Annotated in this window: 17 protein-coding genes and 1 other annotated feature; of the genes, 3 read left to right on the top strand and 14 right to left on the bottom strand. The window is 30.3% G+C overall.

The features are described 5' to 3' along the window. Positions 1-112: 112 nt before the first annotated feature. Genes dnaE through BCB68_RS00510 form a run of 3 tightly spaced genes read right to left on the bottom strand, consistent with a single transcriptional unit; the run spans position 113 to position 5,637 of the window. Positions 113-3,670, bottom strand: coding sequence for a DNA polymerase III subunit alpha (gene dnaE, locus BCB68_RS00500; protein WP_094079051.1), 3,558 nt, complete (start codon positions 3,668-3,670; stop codon positions 113-115). Positions 3,671-3,684: 14 nt separating this feature from the next. Beyond that, on the bottom strand, positions 3,685-4,476 hold the full coding sequence (locus tag BCB68_RS00505) for a Cof-type HAD-IIB family hydrolase (protein ID WP_094079052.1): 792 nt from the start codon (positions 4,474-4,476) through the stop codon (positions 3,685-3,687). 27 nt (positions 4,477-4,503) lie between these two features. Further along, positions 4,504-5,637 (bottom strand): cysteine desulfurase family protein, encoded by a 1,134-nt coding sequence (locus BCB68_RS00510; protein ID WP_094079053.1) that lies wholly within the window; start codon positions 5,635-5,637, stop codon positions 4,504-4,506. Positions 5,638-6,001: 364 nt separating this feature from the next. Here BCB68_RS00510 and BCB68_RS00515 point away from each other — a divergent pair, with 364 nt between their 5' ends. Beyond that, positions 6,002-7,099, top strand: a complete 1,098-nt coding sequence (locus tag BCB68_RS00515; RefSeq protein WP_094079054.1) for an RNA-guided endonuclease TnpB family protein — start codon at positions 6,002-6,004, stop codon at positions 7,097-7,099. Between the two features lie 289 nt (positions 7,100-7,388). Beyond that, positions 7,389-8,582, top strand: a complete 1,194-nt coding sequence (locus BCB68_RS00520; protein WP_094079055.1) for a dicarboxylate/amino acid:cation symporter — start codon at positions 7,389-7,391, stop codon at positions 8,580-8,582. 56 nt (positions 8,583-8,638) lie between these two features. Here BCB68_RS00520 and BCB68_RS00525 read toward each other — a convergent pair whose 3' ends face one another. The 11 genes from BCB68_RS00525 to rplJ form a co-directional block, all read right to left on the bottom strand. Beyond that, the gene (locus BCB68_RS00525; RefSeq protein ID WP_094079056.1) at positions 8,639-9,451 is read right to left on the bottom strand and encodes a Nif3-like dinuclear metal center hexameric protein; all 813 of its coding nucleotides are present in this window, start codon (positions 9,449-9,451) and stop codon (positions 8,639-8,641) included. An 88-nt stretch (positions 9,452-9,539) separates the two neighbouring features. Continuing rightward, entirely contained in the window at positions 9,540-10,496 is a 957-nt protein-coding gene (locus tag BCB68_RS00530) for an RNA polymerase subunit sigma (protein ID WP_094079057.1), read from the bottom strand. Between the two features lie 42 nt (positions 10,497-10,538). Next, positions 10,539-11,717, bottom strand: coding sequence for an RNA polymerase sigma factor RpoD (gene rpoD / locus BCB68_RS00535; protein WP_094079058.1), 1,179 nt, complete (start codon positions 11,715-11,717; stop codon positions 10,539-10,541). Then, the gene (locus BCB68_RS10750; protein WP_237048650.1) at positions 11,717-12,136 is read right to left on the bottom strand and encodes a hypothetical protein; all 420 of its coding nucleotides are present in this window, start codon (positions 12,134-12,136) and stop codon (positions 11,717-11,719) included. The genes rpoD and BCB68_RS10750 overlap by 1 nt, the downstream gene beginning before the upstream one ends. Then, positions 12,124-13,542 carry a DNA primase gene (gene dnaG, locus BCB68_RS00540; RefSeq protein ID WP_237048651.1) on the bottom strand — a complete coding sequence of 473 codons (1,419 nt, stop codon included), beginning with the start codon at positions 13,540-13,542 and terminating at the stop codon, positions 12,124-12,126. The genes BCB68_RS10750 and dnaG overlap by 13 nt, the downstream gene beginning before the upstream one ends. A 113-nt stretch (positions 13,543-13,655) precedes the next feature. Next, positions 13,656-13,868, bottom strand: a complete 213-nt coding sequence (gene rpoZ, locus BCB68_RS00545; RefSeq protein ID WP_094079059.1) for a DNA-directed RNA polymerase subunit omega — start codon at positions 13,866-13,868, stop codon at positions 13,656-13,658. A gap of 43 nt (positions 13,869-13,911) precedes the next feature. Continuing rightward, a complete protein-coding gene (gene gmk, locus BCB68_RS00550; protein ID WP_094079060.1) occupies positions 13,912-14,457 on the bottom strand; it encodes a guanylate kinase in 546 nt (181 codons plus the stop codon). A gap of 103 nt (positions 14,458-14,560) precedes the next feature. Next, the gene (rpoC, locus tag BCB68_RS00555; protein ID WP_094079061.1) at positions 14,561-18,580 is read right to left on the bottom strand and encodes a DNA-directed RNA polymerase subunit beta'; all 4,020 of its coding nucleotides are present in this window, start codon (positions 18,578-18,580) and stop codon (positions 14,561-14,563) included. Positions 18,581-18,649: 69 nt separating this feature from the next. Further along, on the bottom strand, positions 18,650-22,096 hold the full coding sequence (gene rpoB, locus BCB68_RS00560; RefSeq protein WP_094079062.1) for a DNA-directed RNA polymerase subunit beta: 3,447 nt from the start codon (positions 22,094-22,096) through the stop codon (positions 18,650-18,652). Between the two features lie 340 nt (positions 22,097-22,436). Next, positions 22,437-22,805: a 50S ribosomal protein L7/L12 gene (rplL, locus tag BCB68_RS00565; RefSeq protein ID WP_094079063.1), complete on the bottom strand. Its 369-nt coding sequence runs from the start codon at positions 22,803-22,805 to the stop codon at positions 22,437-22,439. 47 nt (positions 22,806-22,852) lie between these two features. Next, on the bottom strand, positions 22,853-23,362 hold the full coding sequence (rplJ, locus tag BCB68_RS00570; RefSeq protein ID WP_094079064.1) for a 50S ribosomal protein L10: 510 nt from the start codon (positions 23,360-23,362) through the stop codon (positions 22,853-22,855). A gap of 10 nt (positions 23,363-23,372) precedes the next feature. Then, positions 23,373-23,545 (bottom strand) — a sequence feature (ribosomal protein L10 leader region). 206 nt (positions 23,546-23,751) lie between these two features. Between rplJ and BCB68_RS00575 the strand changes: the two genes are divergently transcribed. Next, positions 23,752-25,422, top strand: coding sequence for a formate--tetrahydrofolate ligase (locus tag BCB68_RS00575; protein ID WP_094079065.1), 1,671 nt, complete (start codon positions 23,752-23,754; stop codon positions 25,420-25,422). The last annotated feature ends 192 nt before the right edge of the window (positions 25,423-25,614 follow it).

Here is a 25,614-nt window from a genome sequence, read left to right on the forward strand (position 1 = left end):
CATTTTTAAAAATTTAAATTTTTTTATTTTGTATTAATCGCTTAATTTTGATAATTTATTATAACATACAATATTATATTTTACAATATTTTTAAGGTTTCAAGAAAGATCATTATCTTATCTTTATTTTTTCAAATCCTGTTAATTTCACCAATCTGCGCAAAAAATTTAAAGACAAATTTATAGTGTATTTAGAAGTTTTAAACTCACTTTTTCCACCTTTTTCCAAAACTTGAATAAATTTATTTTCCCCTCGATATTTCAAAATTAATTTTTTAATTTCTTGAGATTTTTTTATCGTATCTTCATCAATTTTAATAAATAATTTCAAATCCTTTCTTTTTTCCAAATTTTCCAATTTACAAATATTTTCTAAAAAAATATTATATTTTTCATTTTCAAAATTCACATTTCCTTCCAAAATAACAATTTCGTTTTCTTTAATCTCATTTTCAAAATTTACATATTTATTCGGAAAACATATAATTTCAATATTTCCATCAAAATCTTCCAATTCAAATTTTGCCATTTTTTCGCCTTTTTTTGTATTAAAAACACTCAAATGCTTTATCATTCCAATAATTCTTACATTTTTTAATTTTTTTTTGGAAATATTTTTAATTCTATTGTGAAAAACCATATCTATCAAAACTTTTTTCAAATCCAGCGGGTGTTTTGAAACATAAATCCCCAGATATTTTTTTTCATTTTCCAAAAGTTCTGTTTGTAAAATTTTTTTACTTTTCGTTTTTACATCTTTCAAATTTTTTAAATCAGAATTTTTTTTATTTTTATCTTCTAAACTTTCTTGAAATATTTTACTTACTTGTGTTTCTTCATCAAGCAATTCTAGATTTTCAATCAAATCAAGCATTTTACTCCGACTTTTCCCGAATTTGTCTAATGCCCCTGAAAATATCAAAATTTCGAGTTGTTTTGCCGTCATTTCATTATCTTTCATTCGCTGAGCAAAATCTTCATAAGAACTAAAGTTCCTATTTTTTGCCTCTTCACTCAAACTTTGAAGCAACTTTTCTCCTATTCCTTTTATTCCGCAAAATCCAAAGCGAATACTTCCATATTTCTCATTTTCTTTTCTGCGTATTTTTTCTTTCACAACTTCAAAATCTTTATTACAAATATTTACATCAGGCAAAAGTAAATCTATATCTTTTTTCTTAGCTTCATTTACAAAAATTTGAAATCTATCTAAATTTGAAACTTCTACTGACATTATTGCAGCAAAAAATTCCAAAGGATAATTTGCCTTAAAAAAAGCTGTCCAGTAAACGATTAATGAATATGCCGCCGAATGTGACTTGTTAAATCCGTAACCACCAAATTTTTCGATTAAGTCATAGATTTCATTTGCTTTTTTTTGTGGATTTTCACTCTGTAAAACGCCTTTTTTTAAAGTATTTTTTACAAATTTTTCACGGTTTTTCTGAATTAATTCAAGATTTTTTTTACTTATCGCTCTTCTCACTTCATCAGCTTCCCCAAGCGTATAACCCGCAAGTTCACTTAAAATTTTCATAACCTGCTCCTGATACAAAATCATTCCGTAACTTTCCACCAAAATATCTTTTAGAGAACCGTCAATATATTTTATTTCATTTTTTGAATTTTTTTGAGAAATAAAGTCATCTACCATTCCACTTCCAAGAGGCCCTGGTCTATAAAGCGCAAGAAGCGCCACAATATCGCTAAAACTCTCAATTTTCATTTTTTTCATAAGGCTTCTGATACCGACCGACTCGCACTGAAAAACTCCCATTGTATCAGCATTTGAAAGAATCTCATAAGTTTTTTTGTCATCTAATGGGATTTTATCAAGAAATACTTTATTTTTTGATTCTTCAAAAAAAATCTCATTATATTTTTTGCTCTCTTCCACATTTTCAACAGTTTTTCGCAAAATTGTCAAGTTTTTTAAGCCTAAAAAATCCATCTTCAAAATTCCTAGTTCTTCCAGCTCTTTCATCTGATACTGAGTTGCCACAACTTTTGTCTTTCCATCGGAATAAGTTGGTATTTCATCAGTCAAAACATCTTTTGAAATGACAATTCCTGCTGCATGAATAGAAGTGTGTCTAACCTGCCCTTCCAGCTTTAAGGAATAATCAATTATTTCCCTTGTTTCCCTGTCGGTTTCATACATCATTTTCAATTCTGCCACATTTTCTTTTGCTTCACTCAAATCCATACTAAACGGTATCATTTTCGCAATTTTATCAATTTTTGAAATTTTCACATTCAAAACTCTTCCCACATCTCTAATTACAAGTCTTGATTTTAATGTTCCAAAAGTTATGATATGAGCGACATGCTCACTTCCATACTTTTTATAGACATAATCTATAACTTGCTCCCTTTGCTCCTGATCAAAATCTATGTCAATATCAGGCATAGAAATTCTTTCAGGATTCAAAAATCTCTCAAAAATCAAATTATATTCAAGTGGATCAATATCTGTGATATTTAAAGCATACGAAACTATGCTTCCCGCAGCAGAACCACGTCCAGGTCCAACATAGATTCCATTTTCTCTAGAAAATTTTATAAAATCCCAAACTATGATAAAATAACCATTATAACCCATTTTATCAATAATTTTAAGCTCGTATTCCGCTCTTTTTATTATACTTTTCCCATCCAAACTTTTTTCATTTTTAAATTTGGCGCTTGAAAATTTTTTAATAACTTCTTTTATATCTTCTTCATTTTCCACTTCAAAAGTTACAGTTGAATATCTTTTTACAATTCCGTTATAGACAAGTTTTCGTAAAAATCCTTTTTCAGAAATATTTTTGGGCAATTCATATCTAGGAAATTTAAATTTATGAAATTCAAAATCAACTTCACAATTTTGAACAATTTTTTGAATATTTTTTATTGCCTTTTCAAAAATCTCAGTTTCGTTTTTAAAAGAGTTTTTCATTTCAATATAATTTTTAAAATAGAAGTCATTATTTTTAATTTCCTCACTATTTACAATCTTTTCTGAATCTGACTTTTCTCCATCTTTTATCAGTTCCACTATTTTTTGCAAAATTTTATCTTCTTCATTCAAATAATAAATGTCATTCGTTACAACAAAATTACTTATGTTTTCTCTTTTCACCGTTTCAATGAGCAGCTTTTTCACTTTCTCAAGTTTTTTTGATGCTGGAATTTCCAAAAAAAAATTTTCGCCAAAATCAAAAGAAAATTTTCTCATTATTTTTCGTGCAATTTCATTTTTTTGCTCCAAAATGCAATTTGTAATTTCTCCATTCAACCCGCTTGACAAAATATACAAATCTTGTGAATACTTTTTCAAATCTTCATATTTTACTTTATTTCTTTTCCGTGAAAACTTTTCAAACGAAATCGAAGATAACTTACACAAATTTTTATAACCATTTTTATTTTTGGCAAGTAAAGTTAAAGAATATTCTCCAAAATTTTCCATTCCGTCTAAAAAGATTTCAAGTCCAATAATTGGCTCAATCTTAGCATTTTTACATTTTTTAAAAAATTCTATTGCACCAAACATATTGACATCCGTTATTGCAAGGGAAGTCATCCCAAGTTCACTTGCTTTTTTCACATACTCGTCTATTTTTCCAACGCCTTCCAGCAAAGAATACTCGGTGTGCAACTTTAAATGTACAAATTTACTTTCCATCAATTTCCCCTACTTTATAAATTTTTTAGAATTTCATAAATTCCATCTTCGTCATTGGACAAAGTTATTCTGTCAGAAGAAAATTCCTTTTTTAAGTCTTCAGTCGCATTTCCCATAAGATACCCATATTTTACCGATTTTAACATCTCCAAGTCATTCCACTGATCTCCAAAAGCCATTGCCTCCTGCGGCAAAATATTATATTTTTCAAGCATAACTTTAACAGTTAACCCTTTATTCACTTCTTTATTTAGCGCTTCCAAATACTTTAATTTTGAAAACACAAATGTAACATCTGGCAACTTTTCTTCCAATTCTTTTTTCAATTTTTTTAAAACCTCATTTTCATTGATAAAAAGCGCTTTTGTCGAAGTTTTTTCAAAAAAATTGTCAAAATTTTCCACATAATACGGAATTCCAACACTTTCAGCATACGCTTTCCCTTCATCTGTCTCTTTTTCAATGTACAATTTATCATCTGTGTACAAATTCAAGTGAATATTTTTTTCTCTTGCAATTTTTATTATCTTTTCCACAGCATTCGCATCTAACGGTTTTTCATAAATCATTTTTTTTGTTGTAGGATCCACGATTCTTCCACCGTTATAAGTAATCACGGGATTTTTTATTTTAAGCATTTCGATAAAAGGACTTGCTGAAGTAAATGTACGACCTGTCGCAATAAAAATTTTAACTCCTTTTTTTTCTAATTCATTCAATTTATTTTTTAAATTTTCAGAAATTGTATGCTCACTTGTTAGTGTTGTCCCATCCAAATCCAAAAATATTGCCTTAATTTTGTCCATTTTTACTTTTCACTCCTTCACAAATTTTTATATTATCTCTTTCAAATTTTCAATAAAATAATCAATTTCTTCAATTGTCGTATCTTTTCCAATACTGATTCTAAACGAACTTTTCAATCTTTCATCATTTAATCCCATAGCTTCTAAAACGTACGAATTTTCAAGCGAACCAGACATACAGGCTGAACCTCCGCTCACACAAATTCCCCTCATATCAAGAGCTACTAAAAGCATTTGAATATCCGTATTTTCTATAAAGACATTTGTAATATTTTTCACTCTTCTTGAATTTTCTCCATTTATTTCCACTTTCTGAATTCTTCCAATTTCATTTTTCAATTTTTCCTCCAAATATTCTTGAATCTTTTTTTCGTGTTCAAAAATCACTTCCATTTTTTCATAAACTTCCTCAAGTGCAACGCCGGTTCCCAAAATTCCATTCACATTTTCAGTCCCCGCTCTTCTGTTTCTCTCTTGACTTCCTCCAAAAATTTCTTTTTCAATATTATATTTTTTGTCGATAAACACAAATCCAGTTCCTTTAGGCCCATAAAATTTATGCGATGACACAGTCAAAGCATCTATTCTCAACTCTTTTGGATAAATTTCAAATTTTCCAATTGCTTGAACAGCATCCGTGTGAAAAAAAATTTCTTTTTCTTTTAAGAACTCACCAATTTCCTTTATTGGCTGAATAACTCCAGTTTCATTATTTACAAACATAACCGACACAAGAGCGGTATCTTTTCTAACTGCTTTTTTTAACTTTTCAACATCAATTATTCCATCTTTTGTAACGTCTATGTAAGTTACGTCATACCCTTGCTTTTCAAGACTTTCAAAAGTTTTTAGCACAGTCGAATGTTCGATTTTGGTTGTTATAATGTGTTTTCCTTTATCCTTATTCTGTTTTAAAAATCCTTTTATGACAAGATTGTTCCCTTCCGCACCACCAGAAGTAAAAACTATTTCTTTTGCTTCAACTTTTAAATTTTTTGCCACAATATGTCTTGCATTTTCAACTACAGCTTTTGCCTTTTGCCCCAAAGTATGTGTTGAAGATGGATTCCCATAAATTTCTTCAAACGATTCTGTCATCTCTTCAATCACTCTTTTTGACATTTTTGTCGTAGCCGCATTATCTAAATAAACTAATTTCATTTTTTTCTCCTAATTTTTAAAAACTTTTATACCATTATTTTACCATATTTCACAATTAATCAAAAAATTTTTTTTATTAATTTTATTTTTTTATAAATAATTATCAAGCAAATCCACTGATTAATTTGTTTATTTTATATTTTGTTTTTAGTTTAATCTTTTTATTTTTTTTTAACAAAAAGATAGCAAGAAGTCGTAGGCTTTCTACAAGTGGGAGATGAATTGCTTTTTTTGTAAAAAAATTGAAAAAAGGATATGTCTATGATACAATTTTTGTATAAAATATCGAAGAGAAATCACTAATGATAAATTTCTAAAGAAATAATTAAAAATAATATTCAAAATCAAAAGGAGGTGTAATTTTATGAAATATAATTTAGCATTCAGATACAGAATTTATCCAAATAAGGAGCAGGAATTGTTGATAAACAAGACTTTTGGATGTGTTCGTTTTGTTTACAATACGATTTTGTATGCTGCAAATAAATTTTATGAAGAAACGGGAAAAAATAAAATAATTACGCCTGCCAGTTTGAAGAATGAAAATCAATTTTTGAAAGAAGTAGACAGCTTGGCACTTGCAAATGCTCAATTAAATGTAAAACGATCGTTTATGAATTTCTTTCAAAAGAGAGCAAAGTTTCCAAGATTCAAATCTAAAAAGAATAATGTTAAAAGTTACACGACAAATTGTGTGAACAATTCGATACGAATTGAAGAAAACAAATATTTGGTTTTGCCAAAATTGAAAAAAGTAAAATTGAAATATCATAGAGAAATACCAAAGGATTACAAGATAAAGTCAGTAACATTGACAAATAGCAATGGAAATTATTATGTTTCTGTTTTGACAGAATTTGAAAAAGAAATTCAAAAAAATCCAAGTAATGATAAAGTGATTGGACTTGATTTTTCGATGTCTGAACTATTTATCAGTTCTGAAAACCAAAGGGCTGATTATCCAAGATATTTTAGGATGTTGGAGAAAAAATTGAAAAAATTACAAAAATCATTATCAAGAAAAGTAAAATTTTCTAAAAATTGGTATAAGCAAAGATCGAAAATATCAAAACTACATGAGTATATTAAAAATTGTCGGAGAGATTTTTTACATAAATTATCAAAAAAATTGTCTGAAGCGTATAATGCTGTGGTTGTTGAGGATTTGAATATGAAGGGGATGAGTCAGGCATTAAATTTTGGGAAAAGTGTAGGAGATAATGGATGGGGAATATTCTTGAGGATGCTTGAGTATAAACTGATATTTTCAGGGAAACAATTTTTGAAGATAGATAAGTGGTTTCCATCGTCGAAAACTTGTAGTAGATGTGGAAATGTTAAAGAGGAACTGAAATTATCAGAAAGAAGTTATAAATGTGAGTGCTGTGGAATTGAAATTGATAGAGATTACAATGCGGCACTGAATATAAGAGATGTTGGAAAAGAAATGTTGAAATATTAGGAAATAAAAAAACAGGGCAGGGACTGTCCGAAGAGCTTGGTAAATATATTTGGCTAACAAAAGCAGATACTTCCCAAGAAGCTCCCGCTTCTAAAAGCGGGAGTAGTTCACTAAGTAGAAATGGCGGTCCTTTTCCCTTATGGAAAAAATATGAAAATAATATTGAACAGAATAACGCTTTGTAACCAAAAATAAATTAAAAGTATTTCTAAAAATTAATTTATAAAAAACTTAAATTTATGATATAATACAATTATAGTTATTTTTTTTAATGAAAGGAGAAAATTTTATGAAAAGATTTAAAATAGGTCTGGTTTCACGACTACTCATAGCAATTATGCTGGGGATTTGTGCTGGATTTATTTTACCAGGACCGATTATTAGAATTGCTGTAACTTTTTCAGGACTGTTCAGTAAATATTTGGCATTTATTATACCACTTATGATTATTGGATTTATAGTAACAGGAATTGCTGATTTAACACAAGGAGCGGGAAAACTTCTAGGAATAACAACTGTTATAGCGTATGGTTCAACGATTTTAGCAGGTACACTGGCCTATATAATGGCTTCAACTGTTTTTCCACATATAATAGATGGAAATACTCTAGCAAAAATAGGGGATCCAGAAAAAGGAATGTTAAAGCCTTTTTTTGAAATAAATTTACCACCTTTACTAGATGTAACTTCAGCAGTAGTCTTTTCATTCATAATGGGTCTTTCAATAAGCTGGTTAAAATCTCAGAAAAATGATTACGGTGAAACAATTTATAATTTATTTTCAGATTTTTCTATTATTATTGTAAAAGTTTTATCGACTTCAATCATTCCAGTCTTACCTTTTTATATTTTTGGAACATTTGCAAATATGGCTCACAGCGGTGATGTATTTACGATAATGTCAGTATTCATAAAGGTATTTTTGTGTGTTTTGACTTTACATATTATATATTTAATAATTTTATTTATAATTTCTGGCGCAATTGGAAAGAAAAATCCACTTCAGTTGTTAAAACATCAAATTCCAGGATATATAACTGCACTTGGAACTCAGTCTTCTGCAGCTACAATCCCTGTAAACGTGGAATGTGCTAAAAATAACGGAGTTTCTGAAGAGATAAGGGATTTTGTCGTACCACTTTGTGCGACAATCCATATGGCTGGAAGTATTATTACGATAACAAGCTGTGTTACAGCTGTCTTAATGATAAATAATATGCCTCATAGCTTGTCAACCATGTTTCCATTTATAATGACTTTGGGGATCGCAATGGTAGCAGCACCAGGAGCACCAGGTGGGGCAATAATGTCAGCACTGCCATTTTTAGGAATGGTCGGAATTGTGTCGACAGGTTCATTAGGAACAATGCTTATTGCACTATACATAACTCAAGATAGTTTTGGAACTGCGGCAAATGTATCTGGAGATAATGCAATTGCTGTTATTGTAGATACAATTTATCATAGATATATAAAAAAATAAAATAAAAAAAAAGAGAAATTAAGCATTTTATTGCCCAAAACTCTTTTTTTATTTTTTTATCCCAATTGAAAAATTTGATTTTCGTAGTGTTTTATCATTTCACCATCAAAAAACTTTGAAACTTCCCTTTCCATTAAGTCCGCAAATAAATATTCACTTTCCAAATGACCTATATCAACTAGAAGTCCACCTTCTTCAAGCGTATCAAGCGCTTCATGATATCTCAAATCCCCTGTTAAAAACACGTCGACACTTCCTTTTGCATGACCAGTAAAGGAACTTCCACCACCTGTCACAAGACCAATTCTTTTGATAATTCGGTTTTTATCTCCAACAAATCTCACATAAGGCAACCCAAGTTCATATTTAATTTTTTTTACCAAATTTTCCAAAGTGATTCCTTCATTCAAAATTTTTATTCTCACAGTTCCGCCATAATGTCGTTCCATACAATGCTTAACTTCATTGTAATCCTCAAAACTGACTTCATTCAAGATTTTTGTTTCTCCATCTAAATTTAACTTTTCCATCACAAAGTCATTTAATCCATTTATTGCAAAATCAGCATTTGTATGAATTGAATAAACAGCTATCCCACTTTCAATAAGTTTTAGAACTTTTCTTCCGTGCAATGTCTCATTGTTAATTCTTTTCATTCCAGAAAAAATAACTGGATGGTGTGAAATTATTAAATTTACATCATTTTTTATTGCTTTTTCAATCGCATTTTCAGTCACATCCAAGCAAAATAATATTTTTTTTATTTCTTTATTTTCATCTCCAATTAAAAGCCCTACATTATCCCAATCTTCTGCCATTCTGGGATTATATTTTGTCTTTAATTCTCCTATTATATCTCTTAATTTCATTTTTTTTGTGCTTTTCTCCTTTCTTTTATTTATTTTTTATTTTTTAATTTTTTTGTTTAATTTTAATTTATTTTTTTCAATCAACTTCCTAATTAACTAAAAAATTCAAATTTTCACTATTTTTTACAAAATCACTTTGCAACATATCTATAGATAGCTTATTAAGCGCTTTTTCCTTCAAAATATTCACATTGTGATACGCTATGTTCAAATTTTTGGCTATTTCCTTTTCAGAATAAATTTTATCATCCAATCCGTAAAACATCACTAAAATCTGTTCATCAATATATCCCAATTTTTTGGGAATATTTTCTAAAATATATGTTTTTGTTATTTTATCAGCTTTTTCAAATATTTTTTCACTTTCGATAGATTTTTCATCTTTTACTTTATCAAACAATTTTTCCAAGTCTTCCAAATATTCTGGATTTACACTCATCTGCTTACTAATTTCTTCAAGGCTGTAACCATCAGCTTTGTCCAATTTTAATTTTAAGTATAAAATATATGACAATTCCATTGATTTTATATTTTTTAGCAATTTTTTCTGAAATTCCAAAATATATTTTATTGAAAAATTTTTCAAAAAAAATTCTGGACTTTTAAAATGCTTCATTATTCTATAATAATAATTTAACCCTGAAATCAGCCCTAAAGTCGCTTCTTGAACTATATCCAAAAATGAAAATCCAAATTTTGAATAATTAAGACTCTCTTTTACTGCAACTTTCAAATATCTGTCAATTAACTCGTCAGTTTTAAAATTTTTCTTTTCTTTAATTTTTTCAAAAACCTCTCTATTTCTTTCTTTTACATCTTCCAAATAAGATTTTATTGTATTTTTTTCTAAAATATAGAAATTTTCATCTTCCAAGGCGATAAAGTCGCTTCCATCAACAGATGTCCGCACTTCTGGAACATTCTCTGAATAAATAAATTTTAATAACTCAAAAAATTCATCATCGGATAAATCGTTACTTTCAACAATTTTTTCAAAACTAAATTTACCCTTTTTTCTTATATCTTCTATTACATTACTTAACAATTTTCCACCTCTATTTTAAAATGAAAGGAGCCATCCAGATTTCTAGCTCCTATAATCTTCTAATTTTTTTCTTCTACTTGGGTGTCTTAGTTTTCTCAGTGCTTTCACTTCAATCTGTCTAATACGTTCCCTTGTCACATTAAATATTTTTCCAACTTCTTCCAATGTCTTTTGTGAACCATCATCAAGACCATATCTGTATCTAAGAACTTTTTCTTCTCTTTCATTCAATGTTTTCAATACATCATCAAGCTGTTCCTTTAAAAGCACCCTTGTAGTTGCATCGTACGGATTTGCGAATTTATCATCTTCTACAAAATCTCCTAATTCACTATCTTCTTCACTTCCCACAGGTGTTTCCAAAGAAATGGGATCCTGATTCATTTCAAGTATATTTTTCACTTTTTCAACCGGTAATTCCAATTTTTTCGACAGCTCCTCAGCAGTCGGCTCTTTTCCAGTTTCCTGCAAAATAATTCTGCTTTCTTTTTTTATTTTATTAATTGTTTCTATCATATGAACAGGTATTCTTATTGTTCTTCCTTGATCTGCAATTGCCCTTGTTATAGCTTGTCTTATCCACCAAGTCGCATAGGTTGAAAATTTAAATCCTTTTTCATATTCAAATTTTTCTACCGCTTTCATAAGCCCCATATTTCCTTCTTGAATTAAATCCAGCATTTTTAGACCACGATTAGTATGTTTTTTAGCTATACTTACAACTAATCTCAAATTGGATTCTATTAATTTTTGTTTTGCTTCCTCATCTCCATTTAAAACTTTTTGCGCATATTCTATTTCTTCTTCATAACTTAAAAGCGGTATTTGACCAATTTCGCGTAAATACATTTTAATTGGCTCATCCACATCCATACTTTCGGCCATTTTAATTAAATCTGCCTGTAATAGCTTATCTACTTCAGTATCATCAATTTCACTCTCTACAAACTCATCGTTTCCATCCTCAAAATCAGAAATTTCCATTTTTTCTATTTCTTCCATGGTTTTTGGAACTTTGAGCAACTCATTTTTTTCTTTTTGCGTATCAACTATTTGGACACCATCGTCAGCTAATTTTTTTATCAGCTGTTCAATTTTTTCAGGTGGATAATTTGCTGGTAAAGCGGCATTAATTTCTTCATAACTAGCTACTTTCTGCTTTCTTGTTTCCTTTATAAAATTTGCGAGACTGTTTTTTAATTTATTTTTATTTTCAGACATTATTCTGGTCTCCTTATTTCTTCAAATTTCTTATATATTTTCTTTAAATCTTCAAATGTATGAAATTCTCTTTCAAGTTCAATTTCAACTTCTCTTTTTAATGTAAATTTTTCCGCTCTTGTCATATCTTTTCGGGCATCTTTTATTTCTCTTCTCAGCCAACTTTTAAATAATTCATTAAAATAACTTTCTTCTTTTTCAAGTTTAATTTCTTTGTCTGCAAAGCATTTCAAGCCAAATGTTTTTTCTTTTTGTTCCTCTGTAAGCTCAGTTTCATTTATTTGCAAAACAGTTTCTACTGCAAAATTTATTTCTTGTAATTTTGAAAATAAATTGTGATAAAACTCATTCGTCAAATTTTTTTTCAGAAGCAATTGAATTTTTTCTTTTTGCAACTTAAAATATTTTATACAATACATAATCGTCTGCTCTTCCAAATCATCATATAAATCTTTTTCTTCTTTTTTATATTGTACCTTTGAATCAAAACTATTTTTTTTATATAATTATTATTACTTTTGTCCTTTTTCGTATAACTTTTTTCACTCTCAAATTCCTGTCTTAAATACTTCTCTTCGATGCCAATCTCATGTGATAATTTTTGAATATACAGCTCTTTATCCAGCTCATTTTCAAAAGTTTCAAAAAATGGTTTAAATTTTTTAACTAATATCCGTTTTGAAGTAATCTCTTCTATATTCAAATTTTTTGTAAACTCTAAAAATAAAAAATTATAAAAATCAACCGATTTCTTTAAAGTTTCTACAAATTTTTTCTTGCCGTATTTTCTCAAAAATTCATCTGGATCTTTTACATTTTCGGTTATTTTAAGACATTTTATTTCAAAATCAAACTTTTTTAAAATATATCCAGCTCTTATAATAGCATTTTTTCCAGCTTCATCGTTATCATAAGCAATTATTATGTTTTTTGTATATCTTTTTAACAAACTTGCCTGTTCTTCAGTAAAAGCTGTTCCAAGACTTGCAACCGCAGTTTCAAAACCATATCTTTTTACCGTCAATACATCCAAGTAACCTTCCATTAATATGGCAAAGCCTTTTCTTTTAATCGCTTCCCCACGATTTTTTAGACCAAATAACTCCTTACCTTTTTTAAAGACAACTGAATCGGCTGAATTTAAATATTTAGGCAAATCTGTCTCCTTTTCAATAATCCTTCCACCAAAACCAACAATTTTATTTTGTGGATTATAAATCGGAAACATGACTCTGTTTCTGAAAGTGTCGTATACCGCTCCTGATTCATTCCTTTTTACAAGACCCAATTCCAATATTTTTTTTTCAGAAAAATTTTTCTTTATTAAATATTTAAACAGCTCATCTCTTTCATTCAAAGAAAATCCTATTTCAAATTTTTTTATATCTTTCGGTGAAAAACCTCGCTCTTCCATATATTTCAATGCTTTCTCATCATTTTTTATGGAATTCTTAAAAAATTCGTGAGCGTCACTTAAAATTTTATAATATTCTTTATATTTGTCCTGATTAATTTCATATTTATTTCCAAAATTTGAAATTTTTAGCGGAATGTTATATTTTTGTGACAATTCTTTTATCGCTTGTGGAAAACTTACATCATTTATCAATTGATAAAATTTTATCACATTTCCACCAACTCCTGAACTGAAATCAAAAAATATATTTTTTACCGGATTTACTGAAAAAGAAGGCGTTCTTTCTTCTTTAAAGGGAGAGAGACCCTTATAACCAGAACCTGATTTTTTCAAATTTACATACTCTGAAATCACCTCTACAATATCTAAATTATCTATTAATTTTTGAATTTCCTTTTTTTCATACATATTTGTTCACTCCCTTTTATTTTTTTCTAAGGGAATTCTTTTAATAATTTTAGATGTTACATTATAAGTATAATTTGATTTTTTAAATAGTCAATACTTTATTAAAAAATTTTTTAAATTTCTTCATTTTCTTTTTTTTTGTTGTCATTATAAATAACTTCAACTTCGTCATTCATGATGTCAGAAAAAACGTCATCCATCACTTCAAATTTCGCTTTATCTTTCTTAAATTCAGCCTTTGCAATTTTTCCTGCGATAATTGCCAACTCATATTTATTCGGCACTTTTTTTAATAGCTCATCTATCGTTATTTTTTCTTTTTTCATTGTTTTAAAAAGTTTTTATAAAAAAACTTTCTCCTTTCAATATTTATAAATTTATAATATTTATTAAATCATTGCATGCTTTCTCAATTTCTTTGTTTACAATTACATAATCATATTTTTTTTCGTACTCAAGTTCTTTTTTAGCGTTTTTTAGCCTTAATTCTATAACTTCGTCGCTGTCTGTCTTCCTATTTCTCAATCTATTTTCCAGCACTTCCAAATTTTCCGTTTTAAAAAAGACTAAAATCGCATCTTTTTTCTTTTCTTTTGCAATTAATGCACCTTGCACATCAATCTCCAAAATGACATTAAGTCCTTTTTCCAAATTTTCTTCCACTGTTTTTTTCAGTGTCCCGTAATAATTTCCATGGACATTTGCAAATTCATAAAACTCATCATTTTTTATTTTTTTTTGAAATTCTTCTTTTGTCAAAAAATAATAATCTTTTCCGTCAATTTCTCCATTTCTAGGCTTTCTCGTAGTTGCAGAAATTGAAAGTGGAATATTTAATTTGTCTTTTACCAATTTTGTAACCGTTGATTTCCCTGACCCAGATGGTCCTGATACAATAATTAATTTTCCTTTCATAAAAATCACCTTATTCTTTTTAAATTATTGAAAATAAAAATTAACTTTATATTATGAGATAAGGGAAATTTAAAATTTCCCTTATTTTTTTAATCATAATTTTCTATTCTTCAACAGAAATTTCGCCATTTTCTTGAGCATTGTCATCCAACATTTCTTCCTGATTTTCTTCTTTTTCACTAGCAATATCAGATTTTAACTTGGCATCTAAATGTAAGTAATCTTTGAATCCAGTTCCTCCTGGCACTCTCTTACCGATTATGACATTTTCTTTCATTCCTTCAAGTTTGTCAATTTTTCCTTCAACTGCCGCATTTGCCAACACTTTTGTAGTTTCTTGGAACGATGCAGCTGAAATAAAGCTTTCTGTATTTACTGCAGCTTTTGTAATACCTTGTATTACAGGTTCGTAAGTTGCAGGATTTTTCCCATTTGAAATTAACTTTTCATTTTCTCTTTCAATAATTTTCTTTTCAATTAATTCATCTTCTAGGAACAGAGAATCTCCAACTTCTTTAATTTTTACTTTTTGGAACATCTGTTTAACTATTATTTCAATATGCTTGTCGTTTACTGTAACCCCTTGTTCACGATAAACTTGCTGCACTGATTCCAAAATAAATTGCTGTGCTTCCACAAGTCCTTTAATTTTTAGAATATCGTGAGGTGAAACTGGTCCATCTGTAATTTTAGCACCTTTTTCAATTAACATTTCATTAGTTACAACTAGATGTTCTCCTACGGGAACCGTATATTCTTGAATTAATTCCCCAGTTTCAGGATCTTCAATTAAGATTAGCCTCATACCTTTTTTCTTTTTATCAGAGAATACAACACGCCCTGCAAATTCTGATAAAATAGCTTTTCCTTTAGGATTTCTTGCTTCAAATAATTCTTGCACACGAGGAAGACCTCCAGTAATATCTTTATTTCCTTCTCCTGTTTTCAAAATTTTTGTAATAATTTGACCTTTTTTAACAATATCCCCTTCATTTACCATCAAATATGCACCATATGGAACTGCATATTCCACTCTTCTGTTATCTTTTGTATAAATTATGATTCTAGGATTTACATCGCTGCTTTCCACAGGTTTTATTGCTACTTTTTCAGTAACTCCATATTTTACATCAATATTTTCTCTCACATAAATATCTCTAAATTCAACTTTACCTTCTTCAGATGTAATAATTGGTGTCTGATAAGGATCAAATTCAACTAGCACTTGTCCTTTTTTGACTGCATCTCCGTCCTTCACATGTAAAATCGAACCAGATTGTATTTCATATCTATGTTTTCCTATTATTAAACGTCCATTTTGAGAAACGACAATTTCTTTCCCTTCTTCATTTACAAGTGTAGAAATACCTCTAAATTTAACTTTTCCAGAAACATCCGCTTTATAGTCAGATTGGACTGAAGCCGCTGTGGCAACCCCTCCAGTATGGAAAGTACGCATTGTAAGCTGTGTACCAGGTTCTCCAATTGATTGAGCTGCAATTACTCCAACTGCTTCTCCTTTCAAAATTTCCTTATGATTAGACAAATCAAGTCCATAACATTTTCTACAAACACCTTTTTCTAATTTACAAGTTAGCGGCGTTCTGATTTCCACTTCACGAATGTCCAGTTCTTCGATTTTCTTAATCAATTCATCGTTAATCAAAGTATTTCTAGTCGCAATAACTTCTCCATTATGAATCAAATCTTTTGCAAGTGTTCTACCATAAATTCTCTCACTTAATTTTTCAATAACTTCCCCAGCATCCATCAAATCTGATACGACAATTCCGTGTTCACATCCACAGTCATCGTGATTTACAATAACTTCGTGCGAAATATCAACTAACCTTCTTGTCAAATATCCTGAATCCGCCGTTCTTAATGCAGTATCGGCAAGTCCTTTTCTTGCTCCATGCGATGACATAAAGAATTCCAAGATATTAAGTCCTTCTCTAAAGTTTGCTTTAATTGGCATCTCAATAATTCTACCTTGTGTATCTGCCATAAGTCCACGCATTCCACCTAATTGACGCATTTGTGCGATTGAACCCCTGGCTCCAGAATTTGCCATCATATACACTGGATTAAATTCATCTAGGTTATTCATCATATCTTTTGTTACTTTTTCAGTTGCTTCTGCCCAAATACTTACTGTTTTTCTATATCTTTCTTCATTAATAATTTCCCCAGCTTTATATTGTTTTTCAACTTCTGCTACACCTTTTTCAGCATTTTCAAGTATTTCTTTTTTAGTTTCAGGAATTTTTAAATCTTCAATTCCAACTGTAATTCCAGCAAGTGTACCATAATGGAATCCAAATGCTTTAATATCATCAAGTAAACTTGAAGTTTTCTCAAATCCATATCTTTTATAAAGCTCAGCAATCAATTTTGCCAATTCTTTTTTCCCAAACGTGATTCCATAATTTCTAACTTCTTTCGGCAAGATTAAGTTAAACATTAATCTTCCAGGAGTTGTGTCAAGTAATTTATCTTCCACTCTTACTTTTACTAAGGCATGGACTGACACTTTTCCACTTTGATAAGCAGTAATTAACTGATTTCTGTTAGAAAATACTTTTCCTTCTCCTTTTGCACCTTTTTTTTCTTTTGTCATATAATAACATCCCATTACCATATCTTGAGAAGGAACTGCAATTGGTTTTCCACTTGATGGCGCAATAATATTATTTGTTGCAAGCATAAGTAATTTTGCTTCCATTTGTGCTTCTTGTGACAACACTAAGTGAACTGCCATTTGATCCCCATCAAAATCGGCATTAAACGCTGAACATACTAAAGGATGAAGTCTTATCGCTTTTCCTTCTATTAAAATTGGCTCAAACGCTTGAATTGACAGTCTATGTAATGTTGGCGCACGATTTAACAGCACAGGGTGATTTTTAATTATTTCTTCAATCAATTCCCATACATTTTCGTCTTCTTCTTCCACCATTTTTTTTGCGATTTTCACATTGGAAGCCAATTCTCTTTGTACTAATTCTCTCATTAAAAATGGTTTATATAGCTCAAGCGCCATCTTTTTAGGAAGTCCACATTGATTCATTTTTAAGCTTGGTCCAACAACAATTACCGATCTTCCAGAATAATCAACCCTTTTTCCCAAAAGGTTTTGTCTAAATCTACCTTGTTTTCCTTTTAACATGTCAGATAATGATTTTAGCTCCCTATTGTTTTGAGTAACTACTGGTTTTCCACGACGACCGTTGTCAATTAAAGCGTCAACAGCTTCCTGAAGCATTCTCTTTTCATTTTTTATGACAATTTCAGGCGCTTTTATCGACATCAATTTTTTAAGTCTTATATTTCTGTTGATTACTCTTCTGTATAAGTCATTTAAGTCAGATGTTGCAAATCTTCCCCCATCAAGCTGCACCATTGGTCTTAAGTCTGCAGGAATTACAGGAAGTACAGTCATAATCATCCATTCAGGTCTATTTCCAGAAAGGATTAAATCTCTTACTATTTTTAATCTTTTTATAACTTTTTTCCTTTTTTGAGATGAATGTTCCGTATCCATCTCATTTTCCAACTTTTGTTCCAACTCTTTCAAATCAATTTCTTCTAATAGCGCTAAAACTCCTTCAGCTCCCATTTTTGCTGTAAATTCATTTTTAAATTGACTTTCATAAAGTTTATATTCCCTATCAGTCAAAATTTGACCTTTTTCAAGTCCCGTTTCTCCTGGATCAGTTACAATATATCTAGAAAAGTACAAGACTGATTCCAATTCTTTTGTGCTTATTCCAAGTAAAAGACTCATTTTATTAGGTGTTCCTTTGGAATACCAAATATGTGCAATTGGCGTAGCAAGTTTAATGTGTCCCATTCTTTCACGACGGACTTTTGAAGTAGTTACTTCAACTCCACATTTTTCACAGACCATTCCTTTGTAACGCATTCTTTTGTATTTTCCACACGCACATTCATAGTCTTTTGAAGGTCCGAATATTCTCTCGCAGAAAAGCCCTTCCATTTCAGGCTTAAGTGTTCTGTAATTTATTGTTTCCGCTTTTGTAATTTCTCCGTATGACCATTCCAATATTTTTTCCGGCGATGCCAGTTTTATTTGAATACTATCAAAATCTCTTATACTCATTAATAAGAGCCTCCTCAATATTATTTATTCCACTTTTTTTAAAAGAAAGTGGCAAACTTTTTTATTTTTTTATGCATCAACATTTTTATCTAATTCAATTTGCTGCCCATCTTTATCATAAAGAGCCACATCTAATCCAAGTGACTGGAATTCTTTTATAAGCACTCTGAATGATTCTGGTGCATCTGCTTCTGGCATTGCTTCTCCTTTTACGATTGCTTCATAAGTTTTTGTTCTTCCGCTGATGTCATCTGATTTTACAGTCAACATTTCCTGCAAGATATTTGATGCCCCATAAGCTTCCAATGCCCAAACTTCCATTTCTCCAAGTCTTTGTCCACCAAATTGAGCTTTTCCTCCAAGTGGCTGTTGAGTGACAAGTGAATATGGTCCAATTGCTCTGGCGTGCATTTTATCTTCTACCAAGTGGTGAAGTTTTAACATATACATACGACCAACTGTTACAGGATTGTCAAACGGTTGCCCAGTTCTTCCATCAATTAATTTTACTTTACCAGTTCTACTGTATCCAGCTTCTTCTAAATAATTTTTCACATCATCTTCGCTAGCACCATCAAATACAGGTGTTGCAATATATTTGTCAATATCTCCAATTGCAAGTCCCAAGTGAACTTCTAATACCTGTCCAATATTCATACGTGATGGCACTCCAAGTGGATTAAGGCAGACATCAATTGGCGTTCCGTCTTCCAAATGCGGCATATCTTCAATCGGCAATACTCTTGAAATTACCCCTTTATTTCCATGTCGTCCCGACATCTTATCTCCAACCATTATTTTTCTTTTTTCAGCGATATAAATTCTAATTAATTTATTTACTCCAGCTTTTAGGTCATCTCCGTTTTCTTTAGTTAATTCCAATACATCGACAACTGTCCCTTTCACTCCATGTGGAAGTCTAAGCGATGTATCTCTCACATCTTTTGCTTTTTCTCCGAATATTGCACGAAGCAACTTTTCTTCGGCAGGCGGTTCAGTTTCCCCTTTAGGTGTAACTTTTCCGACTAAAATATCATCTGGGACAACGTGTGCTCCAACTCTTATAATTCCATTTTCATCAAGGTTTTTAAGCGCTTCTTCAGATACATTAGGAATTTCTCTTGTAATTTCTTCATCTCCCAATTTTGTTGTTCTTGCTTCAGTATCAAATTGTTCGATATGAATTGAAGTAAATACATCATCTTTACGAAGTCTTTCTGAAATCAAGATTCCATCTTCAAAGTTATATCCTTCCCAAGGCATAAACGCAAGTAAAATATTTTTTCCAAGTGCTAAATCTCCTCCAGCTGTTGAAGGTCCGTCAGCAATTATATCACCTTTTTTAACTTTTGCTCCCAAATCTGTAATTGGTTTTTGGTGAAGACACATAGACTGATTTGATTTTTCAAAATTCAAAAGTCTGTGTGAGTACTCTTTTCCATCTTCATCTGTCACAACTATTTTTCTAGCGTCGACATAAGTAACTGTTCCAGTTGCTTGTGAAGTAATTACTGCTCCAGAATCCACAGCCACTTTTCTTTCAAGTCCTGTTCCCACATAAGGTGCTTCTGTTTTAAGCAAAGGTACTGCTTGACGTTGCATATTTGACCCCATTAGCGCACGATTGGCATCATCATGTTCTAAAAATGGAATAAGTCCCGCTGACACTGACACAAGCTGTTTAGGCGACACATCCAATATATCGACTTTAGATTTGTCAATATGCACAATTTCATCTCCGTAACGGCAAACAACTTCATCTGTTAAGAAATTTCCATCTTTGTCAATAGGAGTATCCGCCTGTGCGATAAATAATCCTTCTTCTTCATCCGCTGCCAAATATTCAATGTCATCAAAATCCGCTTTACCATTTTTAATTTTTACAAATGGAGTTTCGATAAATCCATATTTATTAACTTTTCCATAGGTTGAAAGTGAAGCGATAAGTCCGATATTTGGTCCTTCTGGTGTTTCTATTGGACAAATTCTACCATAGTGTGAATTATGAACGTCACGCACTTCAAATCCCGCTCTATCTCTTGAAAGTCCTCCAGGTCCTAACGCAGAAATTCTTCTTTTATGAGTCAATTCTGACAATGGATTTGACTGATCCATAAATTGCGACAATTGTCCACTTCCAAAAAATTCAAGAATTAACGCATTTAATGGTTTTGTATTTAGCAAGCTTTGTGGTGTCAAAGTTGTAATATCTTGGATTGTCATTTTTTCTCTTACCATTTTTGACATTTTTAACATTCCGCCTTTTATCTGAATGGATAAAAGTTCTCCAACTCCTCTCACACGACGGTTCGACAAGTTATCAATATCATCTGTAAATCCTTCCCCACTCACAAGATTTTTTACATATTCAATTGTGTGTAAAACATCTTCTTTTGTAAGTACAATTACATCTTCTGGCACATTAATTTTAAGCCTTTTATTAATTTTATATCTTCCTACATCTGCTAGATCATATCTTTGAGGATTAAAAAACATCTGTTTTACAAGTGATCTAGCACTATCAACTGTAACTAAATCCCCTGGTCTTAGTTTTCTAAACACTTCTATTACAGCCTCATCATTTGTCGTTGTGCTGTCGTTTAACATTGCATTCGCAATAATTCTATCTTCAGGTTTCACTTCCCAAATATCAAGTTTTTGAAGTTTTTCATCCAATATTTTTTCAATGACAACTCCGTCAATCAATTCTTTAGATTCAACAATAAATTCCCCTGTTTCTTCGTCAATTACATCCTCTCTTACAAAACTTCCTTCCAGTTTTAAACGCAAAATTTCGTCTAACTCGTTCCCCTTATATTTTTCATAAATTTCTGACAAATCAATAGTTTTAGCTTCAAAAAACTCATCCATAATTTGTTCGTTTGATTCAAAAAAATCAACTGCTTTTAAGAAAACTGGAAGTAAGACTTTCTTCCTTCTATCAATTTTTACATTAAGAACATCATTTTTATCCGTTTCAAACTCAAGCCAAGTTCCTTTATAAGGAATTATCTTTCCAATAAATACATCTTTTCCCGTCTGAATGTTCAATTCTTTATTAAAAGTTATTCCTGGAGATCTATGTAACTGTGAAATGACAACTCTTTCTGCTCCATTTATAATGAATGTCGCTTTATCTGTCATTAAAGGTATATCTCCAAAATGAACTAATGTTTCCTGAATTTCTCCTGTTCTTTTATTAGTTAATTTTAATCTAACTTTTAATTGACCGGAATATGTTTTACCTCTTTTTTTACACTCTAGTTCGTCGTTTAATGGCTCGTCATTTTCGTGAATTTCATACCACAAATATTCTAATTTTAACAGTCCGTTGCTTGATTCAATCGGAAAAATTTCGTTAAAAATCGACTCAAACCCTTTATTTTCTCTTTTTTGAGGTGGCAATTTTGTCTGTAAAAAATCTTCGTAAGAATTTATCTGAAATTCTAAAAAATGTGGCATTTCCCCTCTGTCTACTATTTTTCCAAAACTATATCTTTCAATAAGTTTGTCCATTTAAAAATTTCCTCCCTGTCATAGAACATATTCACTTTTATTAAAATTAAATTTAAAAATTAAACTTTACTTGAATGTTCTTATTTAATTTGATTTTTATATTTAATTATTTCAAAATTCACAAAATAATTAAATCTTAAATTTATTTCAACATAAAAATTAATACAAAAAAGACCGTATTTACACGATTTTCTTTTTATACTGCAAAATATATTTATCAAACTATATAAAAAATTCAATAAATATACTTTAATTTTTATATTCAAACACAAAATAGTGGAAAAAGACACTCCCTATTCTTTCAAAAGAGTGTCTTAACTATTGATTTGGCTTAAGCGAACTATTTTAATTCAACAGTTGCTCCTGCAGCTTCTAATTTACCTTTAATTTCTTCAGCTTCTTCTTTAGATGCTCCTTCTTTAACTGCTTTTCCTCCATCTTCAACTAATGCTTTAGCTTCTTTCAACCCTAATCCTGTAATTGCTCTTACTTCTTTAATTACTGCTAATTTAGCTCCTCCTGCTGATGTCAAGATTACATCAAATTCAGTTTTTTCTTCAGCGGCTCCTCCTGCTGCAGCTCCTCCTGCTACTGCAACTGGTTGTGCAGATACTCCAAATGTTTCTTCAATAGCTTCAACTACTTCTTTTAATTCTAATACAGACATAACTTTTAAGTCTTCTATAAATTGATCTTTATTAAATGCCATTATTTTATTTCCTCCTAAATTATTTTTATTTTAATTTTTTCAGCCCGCTATTCAGCAGCTGGTTCTCCATTTTCTTTTTGTTCTGCTACATTTGTCAACGCCACAGCTAACATTCTAACTGGCGATAGCAATCCGTAAGCAACTTGACCAAGTAATTCTTCTCTTGATGGTAATTTTGCTAATGCTTCAACAGTTTTAACATCAACTCTTTCGGCATCAACCATTCCACCTTTAATTACTAATTTATCTTTTAACTTATTCCCAAATTCGTAAATTAATTTTGATGGTGCAACTCCATCTTCATAACCTACTGCAAAAGATGTTGTCCCTTCCAATAAGTCATCAAAGTCTGCTTCGATTCCAACTTCTTTTAATGCAATTTTCACAAGTCTATTTTTTGCTACAAAATATTCAACTTTTGATTCTCTAGCATTTTTACGAAGTTCTGTATCTTCATTAACACTGATTCCTTTATAATCAACAAAAACCATAGCTTTTGCATCTTTTAATTTTTCAGTCAATTTTTTAACTGCATCTAATTTTGCTTGTGCTGGCAATTTATTCACCTCCTCAAATAAAAAAGCCTCTGAAACAAAAACAATAAGCCAGAGGTATTATTATAACGAAACCTATCATAAGAATTCATACTAAAAACTCCAATAATTCATTACAACTACCTCGGTAGGATTTTATGAATTTTCCATTCTACCTACTGTCTTTGGTTATAGTTAAATAATTCAATTATTTTTTACTATCAAGTGTAATTATATACTATTTATAAAAAAAAATCAAGTATTTTTTGAAAATTTTTTCTTAATTTAACCTGAACTCTCTTTCTTTTATTTTTTATTTTTCAAAAATGCTGGACTTATAATAACATTTTTTAGTATAATACAAATGTTGAGTAATAAAATAAACTTAAATTACAATTTTTTTAGGAGGAAGAATGACAGATATAGAAATCGCTCAAAAGGCAAAATTAAAAAAAATTAGCGAAATTGCGCAAAGTATTGGACTTTGTGAAGACGACTATGAACCTTATGGAAAATATAAAGCAAAAGTTAGTCTTGACGTTTTGAAAAGAAATGCTAATAAAAAGGACGGAAAATTAATTTTGATGACAGCTGTTACACCAACACCTCCCGGTGAAGGAAAATCAACTGTAACAGTTGGACTTACTCAAGCGTTAAATAAACTTGGGTATAAATCTATTGCAGCATTAAGAGAACCATCGCTTGGTCCTGTTTTTGGGATGAAAGGGGGAGCTGCAGGTGGCGGAATGTCGCAAGTTGTTCCAATGGAAGAAATCAACCTTCATTTTACAGGAGATATTCATGCAATAGGAGCTGCGCACAATCTTATTTCAGCTTGTATCGACAATCACATTCACTTTGGAAATGAGCTTGATATTGATGTAAATAACATCACTTTTAAAAGAGTTGTGGATATGAATGACAGGAATTTAAGAAACATAGTAATTGGACTTGGACCAAAAGTAAATGGAATCCCTAGGGAAAATTCATTCCAAATCACCGTTGCATCAGAAATTATGGCTATCTTTTGTCTAGCTGATTCAATTATCGACTTAAAGAATAGAATTGGAGAGATTGTCTTTGCTTATAACAGAAAAGGTGAAATGTTGAAAGTAAAACAACTAAACATTCAAGGAGCGGTTGCAGCTCTATTAAAAGATGCAATTAAGCCAAATTTAGTTCAAACATTGGAAAATACCCCTGTATTTATTCACGGAGGTCCATTTGCCAACATTGCTCACGGATGTAACTCTTTAATCGCAACAAAGATGGCACTAAAATTATCGGATTATGTTGTAACAGAAGCTGGATTTGCAGCAGATTTGGGAGCTGAGAAATTTTTAGACATAAAAGCTAGATTTGGAAATCTTGAACCAAATGTAATCGTTATAGTTGCAACAGTGAGAGCACTAAAACATCACGGCGGCGATAAAGACTTGAAAACTGAAAATTGTGAAACCCTTGCAAAAGGACTGGAAAACTTGGAAAAACATATCGAAAGTATGCAAAAATACAATATTCCAGTTGTTGTTGCAATTAATAAGTTTATAACTGATACAGATGCTGAAATTAAAGTGATAAAAGATTTTTGTAAAAAACAAAATGTTGAAGTTGCACTTTGTGAAATTTGGGAAAAAGGTGGCGAAGGTGGAAAAGAACTTGTTGAAAAAGTGATGGATGCTATCAAAAAAAATGAAAATTCATCTAAAAAGTATGCTCCACTTTATAATTTAGATCTGACAATTCAAGAAAAAATTGAAAAAATTGCAAAAGAAATTTATGGAGCAGACGGAGTAAACTTTTCTGCAAAAGCGAAAAAAAATATTCAAAAATATTTGGAAAATGGTTATGACAAACTCCCAATCTGTATTTCAAAAACTCAAAAATCACTTTCTGACAACCCAAACTTATTGGGACGGCCAAAAGGATTTAAAATTACGATAAACGAAATAAGACTATCAGCTGGAGCAGGATTTTTGGTAGCAATGGCTGGAGAAATAATAGATATGCCAGGACTTCCAAGAAAACCAGCGGCTGAGTTAATTGACATTGATGAGAACGGAGTAATATCAGGATTATTTTAATAAAATTAAATTTAAAAAAAGAGAGTTTTAAAATAAACTCTCTTTACTTTATTCTTTTTATTCTTTTTATTTTATTTCTTTACTTCTTTATTTCTGTAATTTTTTAATTTCTTAATTTCTTAATTTCTCTCTTTATTATTTTTCTCTTTTTATTTTTTTATCTTTCTTTATTTTTATTATTTAAAAGATATT

This window comes from Leptotrichia sp. oral taxon 498 (genome assembly GCF_002240055.1).
GTDB lineage: Bacteria > Fusobacteriota > Fusobacteriia > Fusobacteriales > Leptotrichiaceae > Leptotrichia > Leptotrichia rugosa.